This is a genomic window from Pseudomonas sp. JL23 (genome assembly GCF_056933585.1).
Genome location: NZ_CM167795.1, coordinates 4383315 through 4400521 on the forward strand (window position 1 = coordinate 4383315; position 17207 = coordinate 4400521).

Annotated in this window: 18 protein-coding genes; 5 read left to right on the top strand and 13 right to left on the bottom strand. The window is 61.3% G+C overall.

Annotated features, from left to right (window positions below; translation table 11 throughout):
• Positions 1–12: 12 nt before the first annotated feature.
• From AC1Z24_RS20355 to AC1Z24_RS20405, 11 genes are all read right to left on the bottom strand, one after another.
• Positions 13–894, bottom strand: a complete 882-nt coding sequence (locus tag AC1Z24_RS20355) for an NAD(P)-dependent oxidoreductase (protein WP_483742423.1) — start codon at positions 892–894, stop codon at positions 13–15.
• Between the two features lie 23 nt (positions 895–917).
• Entirely contained in the window at positions 918–2261 is a 1344-nt protein-coding gene (locus tag AC1Z24_RS20360; protein WP_483742424.1) for an MmgE/PrpD family protein, read from the bottom strand.
• Between the two features lie 154 nt (positions 2262–2415).
• Complete coding sequence (locus tag AC1Z24_RS20365) at positions 2416–3183, bottom strand: SDR family oxidoreductase (RefSeq protein WP_483742425.1); 768 nt, start codon at positions 3181–3183, stop codon at positions 2416–2418.
• Positions 3180–4004: an N-acyl homoserine lactonase family protein gene (locus tag AC1Z24_RS20370; protein ID WP_483742426.1), complete on the bottom strand. Its 825-nt coding sequence runs from the start codon at positions 4002–4004 to the stop codon at positions 3180–3182. The genes AC1Z24_RS20365 and AC1Z24_RS20370 overlap by 4 nt, the downstream gene beginning before the upstream one ends.
• 44 nt (positions 4005–4048) lie before the next feature.
• Complete coding sequence (locus tag AC1Z24_RS20375; protein WP_483742427.1) at positions 4049–4810, bottom strand: carboxymuconolactone decarboxylase family protein; 762 nt, start codon at positions 4808–4810, stop codon at positions 4049–4051.
• A 115-nt stretch (positions 4811–4925) separates the two neighbouring features.
• Positions 4926–5315, bottom strand: a complete 390-nt coding sequence (locus AC1Z24_RS20380) for a cupin domain-containing protein (RefSeq protein ID WP_483742428.1) — start codon at positions 5313–5315, stop codon at positions 4926–4928.
• On the bottom strand, positions 5312–6223 hold the full coding sequence (locus AC1Z24_RS20385; RefSeq protein WP_483742429.1) for an NAD(P)-dependent oxidoreductase: 912 nt from the start codon (positions 6221–6223) through the stop codon (positions 5312–5314). Before AC1Z24_RS20385 ends, AC1Z24_RS20380 begins: the two co-directional genes overlap by 4 nt.
• Positions 6224–6248: 25 nt before the next feature.
• The gene (locus AC1Z24_RS20390) at positions 6249–7601 is read right to left on the bottom strand and encodes an MFS transporter (RefSeq protein WP_483742430.1); all 1353 of its coding nucleotides are present in this window, start codon (positions 7599–7601) and stop codon (positions 6249–6251) included.
• A gap of 51 nt (positions 7602–7652) precedes the next feature.
• Positions 7653–8048, bottom strand: coding sequence for a carboxymuconolactone decarboxylase family protein (locus AC1Z24_RS20395; RefSeq protein ID WP_483742431.1), 396 nt, complete (start codon positions 8046–8048; stop codon positions 7653–7655).
• An 80-nt stretch (positions 8049–8128) separates the two neighbouring features.
• Complete coding sequence (locus tag AC1Z24_RS20400; protein ID WP_483742432.1) at positions 8129–9556, bottom strand: aldehyde dehydrogenase family protein; 1428 nt, start codon at positions 9554–9556, stop codon at positions 8129–8131.
• 40 nt (positions 9557–9596) lie between these two features.
• Positions 9597–10487: an NAD(P)-dependent oxidoreductase gene (locus AC1Z24_RS20405; RefSeq protein ID WP_483742433.1), complete on the bottom strand. Its 891-nt coding sequence runs from the start codon at positions 10485–10487 to the stop codon at positions 9597–9599.
• A 162-nt stretch (positions 10488–10649) separates the two neighbouring features.
• On the opposite strand from AC1Z24_RS20405, the gene AC1Z24_RS20410 reads away from it, so the two are divergent.
• Positions 10650–10976, top strand: a complete 327-nt coding sequence (locus AC1Z24_RS20410; protein ID WP_259109536.1) for an NIPSNAP family protein — start codon at positions 10650–10652, stop codon at positions 10974–10976.
• Between the two features lie 132 nt (positions 10977–11108).
• On the opposite strand, the gene AC1Z24_RS20415 is transcribed toward AC1Z24_RS20410, so the two are convergent.
• Entirely contained in the window at positions 11109–11789 is a 681-nt protein-coding gene (locus AC1Z24_RS20415; protein ID WP_483742434.1) for a GntR family transcriptional regulator, read from the bottom strand.
• A gap of 260 nt (positions 11790–12049) precedes the next feature.
• On the opposite strand from AC1Z24_RS20415, the gene AC1Z24_RS20420 reads away from it, so the two are divergent.
• The 4 genes from AC1Z24_RS20420 (at position 12050) to AC1Z24_RS20435 (ending at position 14667) form a co-directional block, all read left to right on the top strand.
• Positions 12050–12322 carry a CopG family ribbon-helix-helix protein gene (locus tag AC1Z24_RS20420; protein ID WP_259109538.1) on the top strand — a complete coding sequence of 91 codons (273 nt, stop codon included), beginning with the start codon at positions 12050–12052 and terminating at the stop codon, positions 12320–12322.
• Positions 12322–12597, top strand: coding sequence for a type II toxin-antitoxin system RelE/ParE family toxin (locus AC1Z24_RS20425; protein WP_483742435.1), 276 nt, complete (start codon positions 12322–12324; stop codon positions 12595–12597). Before AC1Z24_RS20420 ends, AC1Z24_RS20425 begins: the two co-directional genes overlap by 1 nt.
• Positions 12598–12605: 8 nt before the next feature.
• Positions 12606–13064, top strand: a complete 459-nt coding sequence (locus AC1Z24_RS20430) for a GNAT family N-acetyltransferase (protein WP_483742436.1) — start codon at positions 12606–12608, stop codon at positions 13062–13064.
• A gap of 106 nt (positions 13065–13170) precedes the next feature.
• Positions 13171–14667: a methyl-accepting chemotaxis protein gene (locus AC1Z24_RS20435; RefSeq protein WP_483742437.1), complete on the top strand. Its 1497-nt coding sequence runs from the start codon at positions 13171–13173 to the stop codon at positions 14665–14667.
• Positions 14668–14759: 92 nt separating this feature from the next.
• Here the strand turns inward: AC1Z24_RS20435 and AC1Z24_RS20440 are convergent, their stop codons facing one another.
• Positions 14760–17162 carry a TonB-dependent siderophore receptor gene (locus AC1Z24_RS20440; RefSeq protein WP_483742438.1) on the bottom strand — a complete coding sequence of 801 codons (2403 nt, stop codon included), beginning with the start codon at positions 17160–17162 and terminating at the stop codon, positions 14760–14762.
• Between the last annotated feature and the right edge of the window lie 45 nt (positions 17163–17207).

Here is a 17207-nt window from a genome sequence, read left to right on the forward strand (position 1 = left end):
CGACCGAACCAGTCACCGATTCGACCAACCCTCGATGGTCCGCACCAGTTCGGTCAGATCCCGCTCGCCACCCTCCTGCTGCGCCGCGACATTCCACAGTTGCCGCGCGGCATTGCCCAGCCACATAGGGACGCCGAGGGCCTGACACTCTTCAACCGCCAGACCGATGTCCTTGCAGACACTGGACACCGGAAAACCGAAATCGTAGGTGCCGGGCAAGACGTGCTTGGGGAATTTATCCAGGGTGGCGCCGTTCTTGCCGCTACCGGCGTTGATCACCTCCATCATCACTTGAGGATCGAGGCCGCCCTTGATGCCAGCGGCATAGGCTTCTGCGGTGATGGCAAAAGCCGTGGTCGAAAGCATGTTGTTCAGCAGTTTGAGCAACTGGCCCTGGCCGGCCTGTTCTCCGACGATAAACACCTTGCCGAACGCATCGAATAGCGGGCGGACCCGGGCCACGGCTTCAGGATTGCCCGCGACCATGATTGCCAGCGCCCCGCGAGCGGCACCTGCCGCCCCGCCGCTGACTGGCGCATCGACGGTCTCGATGCCGCGTTTGAGCAACCCGGCGGCGACTTCCTGTTCGGCCCGTGAACCCACCGTGGACAAGTCCACGAGAATCCGTACCGCCGCTCCCTCGACGATACCGCCCTGCCCCAGCGCCACAGCCTTGAAAATCGCCGGGCTGGGCAGGCTGGTGAAGATGACTTCGGCGTTGTCCGCCACCTCCCGCACGCTGTCGGCAACCCGAGCGCCCAGACCGGCAAGTTCGGCCAGGGCGGCCGGGTCCTTGTCGAAAATCACCAGGGCATGGCCCTGTTCCAGCAGACGTCGGGCCATGGGCCGCCCCATCACCCCCACACCAATGAAACCCAGTTGTTTGTCGCTCATAATCACTCCTGATGCAAAGACCATCAGCCTCGTGCCAGGCGCATGACCGCGCCCGCATCGTCGGCTTGTTCCAAAGACCACAACCGCTCGATCAGGGGCTGTGGCGTGCAAGTCGAACCGCCGTACACGGCCAGTTCGCACAGTTTGTCGGCCAGGGCCTGATCGCTCAGGGGCGCACCGAGGCTGCCCCGGGCCACTGTAATGGCGCAGCTCAGGCTGGCGCCGGAGCCGAAGAACAGCTGCACCCGCGCGGATTCCAAGGCGTAGTCAGCGTCATCGATAAAGTGCAGCAGCGGATACAGCGCGCGCAGACTTGGGTCGGCGACTGCCGGGTCGCTGAACTCCGCCAGCCCGGCGCGCCCGGTGGACAGGGCAACGGCGCAGGCGTGCTGGGCGCTGACCTGGGATTCACGGCCACTCTGGATGGCCGAGCGATCGGTGCGCTGGCGCAGCAATGGGTGGCCGGTCAGTTCGATGCGGGTCAGGTCTGCCAATACGCAGTCAGGATTGCGCGACAGTTCCAGACAGGCTTCGATCACCGGATTCAACACCACACCACAGGGATATGGCTTGTAGGTATTGGCATTCAAGGCCCAACGTTCGCCGAGGTCTTGGGTGATCTGCCCGTAATCGGGGCTCTCTTCCATGACCCGCAGGAAGCCGCGCTCCCCTTCCAGGGGAAACTCTGGACCTTTGAAGCCTTGCCCGGCCAACAGCGCCGAGAGCAGGCCGTTACGCGCGGCATTGCCGACGCCAATGCTTTTCGCCGCAGTACCCAGAGTCTCCACCAGCCCGCCGGATTGGGCACTGGCCGAGCCCAGCGCCCAGGCTTGTTGCCGGGCATCCAGGCCGAGCAGCTTGCCCACCGCCATGGCCGCGCCGAAGACGCCGCAGGTCGAGGTGATATGCCAGCCGCGGCGATAGTGTTCAGGAGAGATCGCCATGCCCAGGCGGCATTCCACTTCCACGCCCAGAACGAAAGCCAGCAGCAACTGTTCGCCGCTGACTAGCTGACTTTGCGCCAGGGCAAACAGCGCAGCAGCGACCGGGGCCGTGGGGTGGATGATGGTCGGGATATGGGTGTCGTCGAAATCGAAGACATTGGCACTCATGGCGTTGAGCGAGGCAGCGTTGAGGATATCCATGGACTCGCCGCGACCAATGATCCCGGCCTGCTCGCCCGCCCTGAAGCCGCTGAACAGTTTGACCGCCGTGACAATGTCCGGATCGTTGCAACCGGCCAGGGCGACGGCAAAGTAATTGACCAGGGCGCGCTTGGCTTCATGGCGCACCAGCGGCGGTATATCGGCCCAGGTGGTGCGGGTGACGAATTGGCTGAGCAATTGCGTGACAGCAGGAACCTGCATGGTGCCTCCGTTGGGTTTGTTATGGATCTGGATGTTGTTTTATTCGTGGGACCGGCTTTAGCCGGGAAAGGGCCAATGTGTGCGCCGAATTTCCTTGATCAGAAACGACGCCTTCCCGGCTAAAGCCGGTCCCACCAATCTCAATCCAAACGCACTATCCCGCCAACCACCCATCATCCACCGGCAGGGTCGCGCCGGTGATCGACGCACCGCTGTCACTGCACAGAAACACGATCAAATCCGCCACATGGGCCGCGTCGACAAACCGCCCGGTGCACTGCTTGCCGCGCAGGAATTCCCGGGTGGCGATCTCACGATCCAGCTGTTTGTCGGTCATCAGGTCGGTCAAGCGCCCTTCGATATTCGGCGTCAATACCGAGCCTGGACACACCGCGTTGCAGGTGATGCCCTGACCCAGGGTTTCCATGGCCACGGCACGGGTAAAACCCAGCAGCGCGGTCTTGGTGGTGACGTAGTCGATACGGTTGGCAATGGCGCGGGAACCGTAGGCCGAAGACATATTGAAAATCCGCCCCCAGCCCTTGCCTCGCATGCCCGGCAGGCTCAGTTGCACGGCACGAAAGGCGGCAGTCAGGTTCACCGCCAGGGCCTGGTCCCAGCGCTCGACGGGAAAGTCTTCGAGAGGCGAGAAGTGCCGGACCACGGCGTTATTGACCAGCACATCCACTGTACCCGCAGCCGTCATCATCGCCTCGACACCCGCAGCGCTGGACAAATCGGCCTGCACATAACTGACCGCCACCTCGTGCTGGCGGGCCAACTCATCACAGGTGGCGCGCATATCGGCCGCGGGCTCAAGCCCGTGCAACAGCACATCGCATCCCGCCGCGGCCAACCCCGTAGCCATAGCCAGGCCGAGGCCATTGGACGAGCCGGTAATCAACGCTCGCTTACCCTTCATGCACTGGCTCCGATGCGCACGGCAAACGACGGTGTGGCCGGGTCTACCGGGGCAAAGCGGTTCATCACGTCCGGGTCATGCCCCGGAATCACCACGGCACCGGGGCGCAGCAGCCATTCGCGAATCTGCGCATAGCCTTGATACATGTCCGCCAGACTGTCGAGCACGGCGAACGGCCGGTCTTCGTCCAGTTCCTCGTAGTAGTGAATGGCATCGGAGGCAAGGATGACCGGCCCTTCCGGCATTTCGATGACCACTGCCAACTGCCCCGGCGTATGCCCGCCCAGCTCATGCAGTTCGATACCAGGAATCAACGTATTGCGCGGCTCATCCAGCAGAATGAGGCGCCCGGCCTGTTCCAGTGCCTGCAGACGCTCAATATCCAGCGCGTCGATGTGATGGTGATACTGCGGGCGGTGGCCCATGTCGGTGCCCCAGAAATCGAACTCGCGCCGGGACATGACGATCTGCGCGTTGGGATACAGGCCCAGATTACCGGCGTGATCATAGTGGGCATGGGTCAGCACCAGCAGCTTCACTTCGGCCGGATCAATGCCCAGGCGCGCCAGGGCGTCGGCCGGGCTGACCACCGGTTGGCGCTTGCGGGCCAGGGCCGCCTCGGGGCTGAAGCCGGTGTCGATAACGATGGTCTGTTCGTCGTTGCGGAAGATCCAGAAGAAGTAATCCATGGTGATTTCCACGTCCGCCTCGCGGTAGGCGCGGAAGTTGTAATAGCACTCGCTCTTGGTGGTCTGGCGAGTGCCGTAGCGCACCACGATCACTTCGGGGTTGGTCCAGTTGGTCGGATTATTGTTGTTCATATCGACTCCAGGTTCGGACTAAAAGACGGTTCGGATTATCAGGTTCAGGTGGGCCGGGATTCGCCCAGCGCATGCTCCAGCATCGGCGCAGCTTCAAGGGCACCGTGAATACCGATCACGCTGACGATCTCAAGCATTTCCATCAGCTGTTCCTTGCTTGCGCCGTAACGCAGGGCGTTGCGCATATGCAGCTTCAGGCCTGGCACGTAAAGGTGAGTGGCGGCGGCATCGAAGGCGCAATACATCAGCTCTTTCACTAGCGGCGACAGCACGCCAGTTCGCCACGGCACCGAGGAAAACTCGACATAGGCTTCGAACAGCTCGGGGTCCAGTTCCAGCAGCCCCTCCCACGACGAATGCCAGTAGCCACGATTCTCGACAAAGCTGTTCTTCAATGCCTCACGCCGTGCATCCAAGGGTTCGGGGCAGCTGCGCAGGCCTTCTTCTTCCAGCACTTGCAACAGCACCGGCACGCCGACATTGGAAGCATGGATGCCGACGGTACTGATCAACTCCAGTACCTCGGTCAGCTCTTCACAGGTCGCACCATGGGCCAGCGCCACGCGCAGATGCTCATGAATGCCAGGGCGATAGAGATGGGTTGCGGCGGCGCTGGCAGCGATGCTGATAAAGGCCTTTACCTTGTGTTCCAGGTGATTCTTCTGCCAGGGCACGGCAGCGAAACCGGCGTAGGCTTCGACAAAGCCGGGGTCGAGGCGCAGCAGGCTGTCCCAGGCCGGGCTCCAGCTTCCTGCACCGTTTTCGAAGGCTGCCTTGGCTTTCTTTTGTGGTTCTGTCAGTGCCATATCACGGCCTCCTCCATCACTGAAAAGTTGCACTCTTTCTGTGGGACCGGCTTTAGCCGGGAAGACGCATTCCCGGCTAAAGCCGGTCCCACACATGTCATGTGTTTCATGAGCCTCAGCCCGCCGAACGCAGATAATCCGGATCGCTCACCGCTTCCTGCCACACGGTCTTGCCGATGGAGGTGGCGGTATGGACCATGAAATTCTCGGTATTGGCGCCGTGCCAGTGCCGCTCGCCGGGGCCGATCCATACGGTGTCGCCCTGACGAATCACCTGCGGATCCTCGCCTTCCAGGCAGATCCAGCCACTGCCCGCAGTGACGTAGAGCACTTGGCCGAATTCATGGAAGTGCCAGAACGTCCGGGCGCCGGGGTTGAACGACACGTTGTTGATGGTCACGCCGTCCGTCGTCGGCATCACCGGGTCGGCCCAGACCACGCCGGTAAAGGTTGCGCCGCGCTGTTCGGAAATGGCGCCTTCGACGCTGCCGTGAATAACCTTCATGCCTTGTCCTCTTTCCAGGTTTGATGAAGCCGCACGCCACCGGACATATCGCCGATGGCGTCGACAACCTTGTTACTGATCTGATCGCCGTAGCCTAGGGCCACCTGCAGGCCAAAACTGGCCAGGGGGCCGGAGGCATTGAGCGAAGCCACGCCCAGTTCCCGCACGCGATCGATGTAGAGCACCACGTCCTTGTTCATCAACTTGCCAGTCAGGCCACCTTCCAGGTAGTTGCCGTCGACGATGTAGGGGAAGCGCTTCTGCGTGGCGAAATTGACCCCGCTGCTGCTGTTGAGCACATCGAGCAACTGGTGCAGGTCCAGGCCAGCCTTCTTGCCCGCCACCATTACCTCGGCGGTGGCGGACAGGCTCACGGCATTGAGAAAGTTATTCAGGGTTTTGGTGGTATGCCCCGCCCCGCTCTCGCCCATGTGAAAGACCTTGCTGGCGATGGGCGCGAAGACCCACTCCAGTGCCGCGACACTGGCGGTATCGCCACCGACCATCAGGGTCAACGCGCCCTTCTCTGCCGCCGCTGCGCCGCCAGAGATCCCGGCGTCGATGTACTGCACGCCACGGGCGGCAAACAGCCCGTGCAAGCGCACGGTAGAACTGGCGGCAGCGGTGCTCAGGTCAACGACGATCTGCCCTTCGCGACAATGGCGCAACAGGCCGTCCGGGCCTTCGACAACGGCCTCGACCACCTTGCTGTCGGGCAGCGACAACAGCACCACTCCCGCCTCTGCCACGACGCTGGCAATGGAGTCCGCCACCTGGGCGCCAGCGGCTGTTACCCGTTGGGTGTCGGTGTCATAGCCCACTACGTTGAGGCCCGCGTCGACCAGGCAGCGAGTCATGCGCCCGCCCATATTGCCCAGGCCGATAAAGCCAATGGTTGTGTTGTTCACAAGTACTCTCCTGTTCTGCCGGGCGTCAGAAATCGACGTCCTTGGTTTCCGGGCCCATGTATGCGCCGATGGTGGCGATCACGCCGCCCACGCACAGCAGCACTGACGGCGTCATGGTGAAAGGCATGATCTGGCCCAGCCAGGCCATGTAGAAGGCGTAGAACGACGGGATGATCACCGACAGGCTGAAGCCGACGCCGAAGCCGGTGGCGCGCACATCGGTGACAAAGCGTTCGTTGATGTAGGTCACGATCACGCCCCAGGGCGCGGTTACCAGTACCGACAGCAGGCAGACCAGGGTCATGATCACCGGCAGAGACAGCCCCGGCACATTGGCCAGCACGTACATGATCCCGGCACCCAAGGTGGCGATGATCGGGCCGAGAATGAGGAAAAAACGCCGACGGCCGATCTTCTGGCCGATCATGCCCGAGGCGATATAGCTGAAGAACAGCACCGAATAGGCGATCAACAAAGTGCCGGTGACCTGCATGCCGGACAAGTGCAGGGTGTTCACCAGCAGCCCGGTCGGCAGGAAGATGGTGATGATGTTCTGGGTCAGCCAGAAGCCAGTCATCATCAGCAGCACTTGCAGCAGGTTGCGGCCGCTCTTGCCTTTGAGCAGGTCGGTGAGGGGCAGTTTTTCCCGGGGTTTCTTCCCAGCATCTTCTTCCCAGATTTCCGATTCCGACACCGCGTAGATGTAGTACAGCGCCAGCACCCCGGCCAGGACCGCACCAATCACGAACGGAATGCGCCAGCCCCATTGCACATAAGGCGAATCAGGGCCTGCCAGGGGGAACAGCATGAACATCAGCATCGCCACCAGATTGATGCTGACGTAGGCAAGCGGGAAGCCGGCGATGATCAGCCCGCCGACAAAGCCGCGCTGATGCTTTTTCGAATACTCGATGGCCAATGGCATGGCCCCGGTGTAGCCGCCGCCGAGGAAGATGCCGTCAACGAAACGCAGCAGCACCAACGCCCAGTAGGAGGCGATGCCGATGGTCTCGTAGCCCGGCAGCAAGGCGATCAACAGCGTCACCACACCAAAACCGGATACCGAATAGATCGAGGCCATGCGTCGCCCGGTCTTGTCGGCAATCATGCCGAACAGCAGCGCGCCGATGGGCCGCCCCAGCAGCGTGGTGATGAATACCAGGGAAGCGAGAATCGCCGCCATGCCCGGCGACAACTGGGCGGGCTGGAAGAAGAACAACACTGGGGACAGCACGACCACCGGCAGGTAGATGTCGAACATGTCGATGTATTCGGAGAAGAACGCGCCTTTGATCGCGTTCCTTCTTTTCTTCTCGATCGATTGATCGGTTTCGGCCAGCGCTTTGGCCGGGGCTGGGACCGGGGCGGAGATACTCATGACGTTTCCTTATAATTATTGTTGAACGGCAAGCGTGTGTGCTGCAGCGGGTCAAGCGCCCTGGGTTTCCGCCTCGTAGGCCTTGATCGCTTCAGAAGCGACGCGGAACGCCGCCAGACCCAACGGCACGCCGCAATAGATGGCCGCCTGCATCAGCACGGCGCGGATTTCATCCTTGGTCACGCCGTTGCGCAGGGCGCCGCGTACATGCACGCCCAGCTCGTGGTGCTGGCTCATGGCGGTGAGCATGGCCAGGTTGACGATGCTGCGGGTCTTGAAGGGCAAGGTTTCATCACCCCAGACTTCCCCCCAGCAGACTTCGGTGACCAACTTCTGCATCGGCCGATTGAAGTCATCCGCTGCCGCCCATGACTTCTCTACATGCTGATCGCCCAGCACTTCCTTGCGGTTGTTGAAACCCTGATTGAAGCGTTCGTTATCACTCATGCTGCTCTCCGTTTTCCGTACTATCGACCGATTGTCATACAGTCATAAAAGGCAAATTTTTTTGTGCACCGCCCGGCGACTCAGTCGCCGTAGCCCACCATGGCTTTGACTTCCAGATACTCACGCAAGCCGAACTCGCCCCACTCGCGGCCATTGCCCGAACGCTTATAGCCACCGAAAGGCGCGGCGAAATCGGCGGGCGGATAGTTCAGATGAACGCTGCCAGCCTGCAAGGCGCGGGCGACATTGCGAGCGCGCTGCTGGTCGGCGGATTGCACATAAGCCGCCAGGCCATAAGGCGTGCCGTTGGCAATCTGGATGGCTTCGGCTTCGCTGTCGTAGGCGATCATCGACAACACCGGGCCGAAGATTTCTTCCTGGGCGATGCTCATCTGTGCAGTAACGTTGGCGAATACCGTCGGCTTGACGTAATAGCCGATGTCCAGCCCTTCAGGCTTGCCCACGCCACCGGTTACCAGTTGCGCACCTTCGTCGATACCGGCCTGGAGCAGCGTCTGCACCCGTTGCCACTGCGCACGGTTAACCAAGGGCCCGAGCTGGGTCGTCTCATCGCTGGTGGCACCAACCTTGAAGGCTTCGGCGGCCTGCCGGGCAATCTGTATGGCGTCATCCATCAGCGCCCGGGGGATCAGCATCCGCGTCGGAATCGAGCAGGACTGGCCGCTATTGGTAAAGCAGGCGGCGACGCCACGGGTTACAGCGTTGTGCAGGTCGACGTCGTCGAGAAGAATATTGGCCGACTTGCCGCCCAATTCCTGGGCCACGCGCTTGACTGTCTCGGCGGCGGATTTGGCCACCTGCACCCCGGCCCGGGTCGAACCGGTGAACGACAGCATGTCGATATCCGGGTGAGCCGACAGCGCCGCGCCGACACCGGGACCGTCACCATTGACCAGATTGAATACCCCGGCCGGTACACCCGCTTCATCCAGCACTTCAGCAAACAACAGGCTGCTCAAGGGCGAGTACTCGCTGGGCTTGAGCACCATGGTGCAACCAGCGGCCAGGGCCGGGCCGACTTTCACCACGATCTGGTTGATCGGCCAGTTCCACGGCGTGATCAGCCCGCAGACGCCCACCGGCTCATAGCGCAATACTGTGTTGCCCTGACGCTGCTCGAACTCGAAGGTCTTCAGCACTTCGATCAGCTGCTTCAGATGCAGCCAGCCACGGGGCACTTGGGCATTGCGTGAGGCGGTAATGGGCGAGCCCATTTCCGCGCGCATGGCCTGGGCGAACTCTTCCTGGCGGCGTTCGTAGATCGCCACGATGCGCTTGAGCAGTTCGATGCGCTCACTGACGCTGGTCTGCGAGTACCCCGGCAAAGCCTTGCGCGCAGCGGCGACGGCACGCTCGACATCCGTGGAGTTACCCAGGGCCAGGCGTTCGATGACTTGTTCAGTAGCAGGGTCGATAACGTCGAACCAGGTCGGCGCAGCGGGCTCGACCCACTGTCCATCGATGTAAAAACTGGCGGCACGCGACATGCGGTGTGCTCCGTTGCTGAGCCTGCACAGGTGCAGGCGGTTACTGGCCTTCTTTGGCCAGCATCCGGTACATCTCGGTGTGATCGGTGGCAGGCGTTGAATCCTGCGCCACCTCGTCCCAGACCTTGATGGTGCGCTGGCCGAATGTCAGCGGGTAATCCAGGGCATCGGACAGGCCCTTGGCGATCTTCAGGTCCTTGTTCATCAACTGCATCGAGAAGCCGGAACCGAAGCTGCCGCTGAGCATGAACTGCTTGGCTTTGTTCAGGGAGGTATTGCTGCCGCCGCTGGAAGCGTTGAGCACATCGACCATCACCGCCGGGTCGATGCCGAAACGCTTGGCCACATGCAGAGCCTCGACCGTCGCCAGCAGGCCGGAGGCCGAGACGAAGTTGTTCAACGCCTTGGCCGCGTGACCCGCGCCCGCTTCGCCGATATGCAGGATGTTCTTGCCCATGGCGTCGAGCAGCGACTGGCAGCGCTGCATCACTTGCACATCACCACCGACAAGGATTGCCAGGCTGCCGTCCACTGCGCGCTTGACGCCACCTGAGACGGGCGCATCCAGATAATGCAGACCGAGCGCTGCGAGTTTCTGCCCCAGTTCACGGGAGCGCGCAGGCTCAGAAGAGCTCATGTCGATCACCACCGTGCCCGCAGTCATGGACGCGGCCCAGCCCGACTTGCCATCCGCGCCCAGCAGCACGCTTTCGACAATGTTCGAGTTGGGCAGCATAGTGATGAGGGCATCGAGGGAACCGGCGTTGTCAGCCGTCAGCGCGCTGGCGCCGAGGGCGCTCTGCACTTCTTGCAGACGCCCGGCATCGGCATCGGCGAGAAACAGCTGGAAGCCGGCTTTGCTGAGGCAGGAAGTCATCGGCAGGCCCATCATGCCAAGGCCGATGAAGCCAATCCGTTGCGGTTGAGTCATTGCTTGCGCCCTATTGTTTTTGTAGAGGGATTCGCGGCGGCAGCAGGCTATTTTTTGCCCGCTGCACGTCAGCAGTTGCGACAAAGCTATATGACTGTCATACAATCGGTCAATAGGCTACTTTGCCTATTTCTTGACCGGTACTTACTTGAGGAGCTGCAAATGATTGTCGAACTACGCATCTACCACTGCGCACCCGGCCGCCTGCCGGCCCTGCACGAGCGCTTCAGCAAGATCACCCTGGGTTTTTTTGAAAAGTACGGAATCGAGCAGATCGGTTTCTGGACGGCCCTGACCGGCGACAGCAACCAGACCCTGACCTATCTGCTGAAATGGGACAGCCTGGCCGACCGCGAAACCAAGTGGAACGCCTTCCAGGCCGACCCAGAATGGCAGGCCAAGCGCGCCGAGACCGAGGCGCAGGCGATTATCGTGCAACGGATCGAGAACCAGTTTCTGACGCCGGCGGCTTATTCAGCGTTGCGCTGATTGGCCCTGATCGCGCGGTCGTGCGGCAACAGATAACACTTGTGGGACCGGCTTCAGCCGGGAAGGCTCAGGTATGATCGACATTTCTCTATCACCGGTCATATCGCTTTCCCGGCTAAAGCCGGTCCCACGTTACTGAACCGCGTGAACGTCATTCTGCGCTAGCAATTGCAGCACATTCTTCGACGCATTCTCCACATGCAGCAACGCCGCGGCACAGGCGCCGGCCTCATCGCGCAGCTGGATCATGCGCACGATTTCCTTGAGCTCGGCCAGGGTATGCACCATCCGCCCCTCACGGCCGAGGGACAGCGCGCGCAACAGGCTGACGCGGTTATTCAGCTGTTCGAGCATGCCGCCAACCACGTTGCTCTGCTCGATATCCAGCAGCACATGATAGAAACGCCGCTTGATATCCAACAGCGCAGCACCGTCCAGGGAAGCGGTATGGGACTGGGCGACGAATTCGTCGAACACCTCGGCCAGCTCGGTGACATCCTCGTCACTGGCGTAGCGCACGAAGTTACGCACCGCGAGCACTTCCAGGGCGCCGCGCACGTCGTAGATCTGAATGGCATCCTTGGCGTCCACCGAAGCGACATAGGCACCGCGATGGGGCACCTGCTCTACCAGGCCTTCGGCCTCCAGTTGCCGCAGCGCTTCGCGCAATGACGTGCGACTGACGTCCATCGCCGTATAGAGCTGCTGCTCGACCAGTCGATCACCGGGCTTGAAACGCCCGGAGATGATTTCATTGCGCAGTGCATCCTGCACCTGATGCCGCAAGGACGAGGCCTGACGCTGTACTTTCATGTGGTAATCCCTGAGACCCTGTCATTCATTACTGCGCCCATCGACAGCAGCGCCTGGAACACACCTTAGCCGATGACATGGACCGACCGGGCAAAATCATATTGTATTACAAATACTTTTCAAGGATGGCAGATTCAAACCTTGGCACTTCAAAGTGTTGATAGCGAGCCAAACGCGTTACCTGCTTGAAATTTACTCGTGGACCTCTATGATTTAAATTTAATCGCTTTCAATCAATTTTAATCATATTGGTGAACACCATGGCTCACAGCGCAGAAACGCGGGTCGTTACCGCCCATGTGCCTTTGCTTCTTGCGGAAAAAGTCGATCAACTGGCCCTACGCCTCGAGCGCTCCAAAGGCTGGATTATCAAGCAAGCGCTCATGGCCTGGGTTGACCAGGAAGAAGAACGCAGCCGGCTGACGCTGGAAGCCATGGCCGACGTGGACGCCGGTCGTGTGATAGACCATCAGTCTGTACAGGCTTGGGCCGACAGCCTGGATAGCGACAATCCCCTGCCGGTACCCGAATAATGGAGTTGAAGTGGACCGGTAAAGCGCTGTCTGATTTATCCCGCCTCTATGAGTTTCTTGCCCTGGTCAACCGCCAGACCGCTGCCCGCACTGTTCAACAACTGACCTCATCTCCTGCTGTGCTGCTGAACAATCCGAGGCTCGGTGAACGCCTTGACGAGTTCGAGCCTCGCGACGTCAGGCGCCTGTTGATCGGCGGCTACGAATTGCGTTACGAAATCCAGGGGCCGACGCTGTATGTCCTGCGCCTCTGGCATACCCGCGAAGACCGATGAGACAGCCCATGACCTCACCCAGACTGCGCTTGGCCACTCCCCTCGACATTCCCGCCATCCAGCGCATCGTCCGGGATGCCTACTCGCCCTACATTGCACGTATCGGTCGCGAACCCGGGCCGATGAGCGGTGATTACGCGGCCTTGATTGAGGCGCAACGCGTCCAGGTACTCGAGCGCGACGGCGCGATTGATGGCTTGCTGGTATTGATCCCCGAAGCCGAGTCCCTGCTGCTGGATAACGTCGCGGTGTCACCGCATGCCCAGGGTTTGGGGTTGGGTCGCACATTAATGGCGATTGCTGAACAGACGGCACTGGACTTGGGCTACAGCGCCATCAGGCTCTATACCAATGAAGCCATGGTCGAGAACCTGGCGATTTATCAGCGTCTGGGCTATGTGGAAACCCATCGAGGGGAAGAAAACGGACTGAAACGGGTGTATATGTGCAAAGAACTGGCTGAATGATCGCACTTTCATTGCTACATTGACCGGAAGTTAAGGTCCGTGCTCTTTATCAGATACACCCCAGTCCTCGTGATGTCTTCTGCGCCATAACATGGAGTCCGCGTGCATGCCGTTACCCGCCCGTTTTCTTGAGCACTACCGCAAGGCCGACCGCACCATGCTTGGCGTGGTCTGGCTGATGTTCTTCTTCTCGTTGGGTCTGGCTTTCTGGCATGACACCTTTATTCAGGCGTTTGTCATTGGCGGCGGTACCAGTCTGTTACTGACCCTGGCCTATCGCCTGATCGGCGGTACGCGCCTGATGCGTTGCGCGCTGGGCATGGGCCTTATGGTCATGGCCGCGTTGCATATCAATCAGGCCCAGGGCGTGATCGAATCGCACTTTGGCATTTTCGCCCTGCTCGCGGTGCTGACGTTCTATCGCGACTGGCTGCCGATCCTGGTCGCGGCGGCCACCATCGCGGTGCACCACCTCCTGTTTCATGCCTTGCAGATGCAGGGCTGGCCGGTGTTCGTGATGGAGCATCATGCCGGCTGGGGCATGGTTTTCGTGCACGCGCTCTATGTGGTCATGGAGTCCATCGCCCTCCTCTACCTGGCCACGCAGAGTCAGGCCGATGCGGTGGAGAGCCAGGACATGCTGGACAAAATGCTCACCGCCACTTCGCAGTTCACTCTGGATGCCGGGCCAGGCAGCACCGGCGGCGCCCATGTCTCACTTGCGCAGCGTTTCGATCAGTTCCTGTCGCAGATCACCAGCCTGATCGACGGCGTCACCCAAGACTCCCATGGCCTCGGCCAACTGGGCCAGGAACTGGCCAGGGCCAGCACGACCCTGGAAGTCGGAGCGCGCAATCAACTGACGGAAATCGCCCAGGTGACCGGATCAATGCAGCGCATGGGCGACGCCATGCAAAATATCACCGTCAACGTCGAGCGCGCCGCCGAGCACGCCGGTCAGGCCAGCATGCAGATCACCAAGGGCCAGGAAAGCGTCAACCGCGCACAGAATGAAATCGCGCAACTGGCCTCAAGCATCAAGGGCACCAATGAAACCGTTCAGCTGCTCGCCGGGCATGCCGACCAGATCGGCACCGTACTGGAAGTGATCAGCAGTATTGCCGACCAGACCAACCTGCTGGCCCTCAACGCCGCCATCGAAGCCGCCCGCGCCGGCGAACAGGGCCGCGGTTTTGCCGTAGTGGCCGATGAAGTGCGCAACCTGGCGCAACGCACCGCCGTGTCCACCCAAGAGATCAAAGCCATCATTGATGCCCTGCAACAGGGCAGCAGCAAGGCTGTTGCGGCCATGCAGGACAGCCACAAAGGTGTCGAGCGGTGCGTCGAGGACAGTCAACAGGCGGCGGCGATGCTACGGGCGGTGGGCAGTGATATTTCCCATATCGATGAGCTCAATGGCCATATCGTCAACACCACCCGCGAGCAGTCCAGTGCCAGCGATGAAATCGTCGGACGCCTGGCGTCGGTGCAGTCCATTGCCCGCAGCACCGCCGACGATGTCGAGACCCTGGCCCTGAGCAGTCAGCGCCTGCCACCGATTGCCGTGCGCCTGGATGCATTGGGGCGCACGTTTCGGCAGTAGAACCCGACCTATTACCCGTAGAAGCGGCTTCAGCCGGGAGTGCGCTCTCGCGGCTGAAGCCGCTTCTACGGTCCCGGCGGCACACACTCCCATCAAAACCCGACCGTCGCCGAGAACAGATAAGTCCGTGGCGTGGCCAGGGTCAGGCCCGGTTCGCTGTCATCCGAGGCGCCGGCCGAGCTCCAGTAGCGTTTGTCCGCCACATTTTCGATATTGGCGCGCAGGGTGACGGCCTTGTCGTCGACTTTGAAGGCGTAGCGCATACCCACGTCGAAGCGCTCCCAGGAATCGATTTCCTTACTGTTGGCCTGGTCCAGATACTGTGAGCTGGAGTAGATACCGCGCCCGGTCAGGGTTACGCCCTGCAGGCCCGGCACATCCCATTCGGCACCGAGGTTGACGTTGTACTCAGGCGTGGCAGGCGCACGGTTGCCGTCGAAGGTGCCGTTGGCGGTGCCCTTGAGCTTGCTGTCGATGTACATGACGCCGCCCAGCACACGGAAACCCTTGAGCGGCTCGCCGAACACGCTCAGCTCCGCGCCGCTGTTCTCGCGCTTGCCGTTGGGGCCGAAGGTGCGCGTGGCAGTGTTGGTCTCGTAGGCCGGTTGTTTGATGCGGAATACTGCTGCGGTGACGGCCACAGGACCGAAGTCATACTTGGCGCCCACTTCGACCTGACGGCTGATAAATGGCGGGAAAATCTCGTCTTCGTTGATCGAGGTCGACGGCGCAATCTTGCCCTGGCTCAGGCCTTCCATGTAGTTGGCATACAGCGACAGGCTTTCGGTGGCCTTGAACAGCACGCCACCGGAAGGCGAAACCTTTTCTTCGTCATAGGCAGTGTCGCCTTTGACGCCATCACTCCAGTCATCGACCTTGACCCGCTGCCAGCGCCCACCGAGGGTCAGCAACAGGCGGTCATCGAAGAAGCCCAGGGTGTCGGACAGCGCCACGCCGCTGAAGCGGTTCTCGGTGTAGACCTTCGGGTCATAGCGCACAGGCCTGCTCGGCGTCGGCGTCTGCACCGGGTTGAACAGGTTGCTGGGCGCCGCCGCATAACGCGCGCCACCGTTTTCGAAGTCCATATAGAAGTAGCTGGCCGCCAGGTTGACCTCATGACTGACCGGGCCAGTGTGGAACCAGTTGCGCACGCCCGCCGTGCCTGTGCGCACGTTCTCGTCACGGGTGAAATCCCGTGGCTGCACGCTGAAGTCCCCTGCCGTATTGGTGATCGCCACGGCATGACGAAGGAAGTCATGGTTGCTTTTACGCGCACCGACACCGCCATAGACCATCACCGAATCGCTGACGTCGTACTCGGCATTGACCGTGCCGAAGGTGTCCTTGGTGCGCGCCTTGCTCCAGCCCTCGGCATAGTTGTCCCGCACATCATTGGGGTTGGGCACCTTGGCATTGGCACCGATCTGCACGCGTTCCTGGGGCGCATCGGTATCGCGCTCGGTATGGCCGATATCGGTGGACAGGCGCAGGCGATCACCACGGAAATCCAGGCCCAGCACAGCCATTTCACGGTCGACGCTCTGGTGGTCCCACTCGGTGTCACCCGACTGTTTGACACCGTTGAAGCGCAGGCCGAACTGGTTTTCGTCACCAAAGCGCCGCCCCACGTCCACTGCCCCACCGACCTGATTGTTCGAGGCGTAGCTGCCGGTGAATTCGGTGATGGGCTTGTCGGTGGCGCGCTTGGGCACCACGTTGATGCCGCCGCCGACGCTGCCCCGTGGCGAGATGCCGTTGATCAACTGGCTCGGGCCCTTGAGGATATCCACCCGCTCGGCCATTTCCATATCGATGGTGTAGGTCGGCAACACGCCGTACAGGCCGTTGTAGGCCACATCACTGTTGAACAGGCTGAAGCCGCGAATGGTGAACTGCTCGTAGCGCCCGCCCGCCGGGTTGGTCGCACGCACCGAGGGGTCGCTGTTGATCAGGTCGCCCAGGGTCCGCGCCTGCAGGTTTTTCACCGCCTCACTGGTGTAGGTGGTCTGACTGAACGGGGTTTCCATGAAGTCTTTGCCACCGAGCAGGCCCTGGGAGCCCTTGCGCGCCACCTGGCCACCGGCATAAGCCTGGCCGTCGGTGCTGTCATTGGCACCGATGATCGACGTCGGCGCCAATTGCAGGCCGCTGCCTTCCGGCGCCGGGGTCAGGGTGTAGGCCTGATCGCCCACCGGCAGCAATTGCAGGCCGGAGCCTTGCAGCAGCCGGGCAAAGCCCTCTTCCACGCCGTAGTTGCCGGACAGCCCGGCACTGTTGCGCCCGCTGACCAGGGCTGGGTCCACCGACAGATTGACCCCGGCCAGCCCGGCAAAGCGGGTCAGTGCGGCACCGAGGCTACCGGCTGGCACCTCGTAAGTGCGCCGCCCCGCCGTCTCGGCCCAACTGAGCGGGACGAACAGCGGACTGGAACTGAGGGTCAGCAACAGACTGAAATGCAACAGCGGACGCAAGCGGTAGGACGATACTGCGGACATGGAGGGAAGCTCTCGTATTTTGTTCACTTACCTGGAATGACCGGT

Excerpts from the sequence above, each read along its gene's own strand:
- AC1Z24_RS20355 (WP_483742423.1), bottom strand. The coding sequence starts at position 894 with ATGAGCGACAAACAACTGGGTTTCATTGGTGTGGGGGTGATGGGGCGG.
- AC1Z24_RS20360 (WP_483742424.1), bottom strand. The coding sequence starts at position 2,261 with ATGCAGGTTCCTGCTGTCACGCAATTGCTCAGCCAATTCGTCACCCGC.
- AC1Z24_RS20365 (WP_483742425.1), bottom strand. The coding sequence starts at position 3,183 with ATGAAGGGTAAGCGAGCGTTGATTACCGGCTCGTCCAATGGCCTCGGC.
- AC1Z24_RS20370 (WP_483742426.1), bottom strand. The coding sequence starts at position 4,004 with ATGAACAACAATAATCCGACCAACTGGACCAACCCCGAAGTGATCGTG.
- AC1Z24_RS20375 (WP_483742427.1), bottom strand. The coding sequence starts at position 4,810 with ATGGCACTGACAGAACCACAAAAGAAAGCCAAGGCAGCCTTCGAAAAC.
- AC1Z24_RS20380 (WP_483742428.1), bottom strand. The coding sequence starts at position 5,315 with ATGAAGGTTATTCACGGCAGCGTCGAAGGCGCCATTTCCGAACAGCGC.
- AC1Z24_RS20390 (WP_483742430.1), bottom strand. The coding sequence starts at position 7,601 with ATGAGTATCTCCGCCCCGGTCCCAGCCCCGGCCAAAGCGCTGGCCGAA.
- AC1Z24_RS20395 (WP_483742431.1), bottom strand. The coding sequence starts at position 8,048 with ATGAGTGATAACGAACGCTTCAATCAGGGTTTCAACAACCGCAAGGAA.
- AC1Z24_RS20400 (WP_483742432.1), bottom strand. The coding sequence starts at position 9,556 with ATGTCGCGTGCCGCCAGTTTTTACATCGATGGACAGTGGGTCGAGCCC.
- AC1Z24_RS20405 (WP_483742433.1), bottom strand. The coding sequence starts at position 10,487 with ATGACTCAACCGCAACGGATTGGCTTCATCGGCCTTGGCATGATGGGC.
- AC1Z24_RS20410 (WP_259109536.1), top strand. The coding sequence starts at position 10,650 with ATGATTGTCGAACTACGCATCTACCACTGCGCACCCGGCCGCCTGCCG.
- AC1Z24_RS20415 (WP_483742434.1), bottom strand. The coding sequence starts at position 11,789 with ATGAAAGTACAGCGTCAGGCCTCGTCCTTGCGGCATCAGGTGCAGGAT.
- AC1Z24_RS20420 (WP_259109538.1), top strand. The coding sequence starts at position 12,050 with ATGGCTCACAGCGCAGAAACGCGGGTCGTTACCGCCCATGTGCCTTTG.
- AC1Z24_RS20425 (WP_483742435.1), top strand. The coding sequence starts at position 12,322 with ATGGAGTTGAAGTGGACCGGTAAAGCGCTGTCTGATTTATCCCGCCTC.
- AC1Z24_RS20430 (WP_483742436.1), top strand. The coding sequence starts at position 12,606 with ATGACCTCACCCAGACTGCGCTTGGCCACTCCCCTCGACATTCCCGCC.
- AC1Z24_RS20435 (WP_483742437.1), top strand. The coding sequence starts at position 13,171 with ATGCCGTTACCCGCCCGTTTTCTTGAGCACTACCGCAAGGCCGACCGC.
- AC1Z24_RS20440 (WP_483742438.1), bottom strand. The coding sequence starts at position 17,162 with ATGTCCGCAGTATCGTCCTACCGCTTGCGTCCGCTGTTGCATTTCAGT.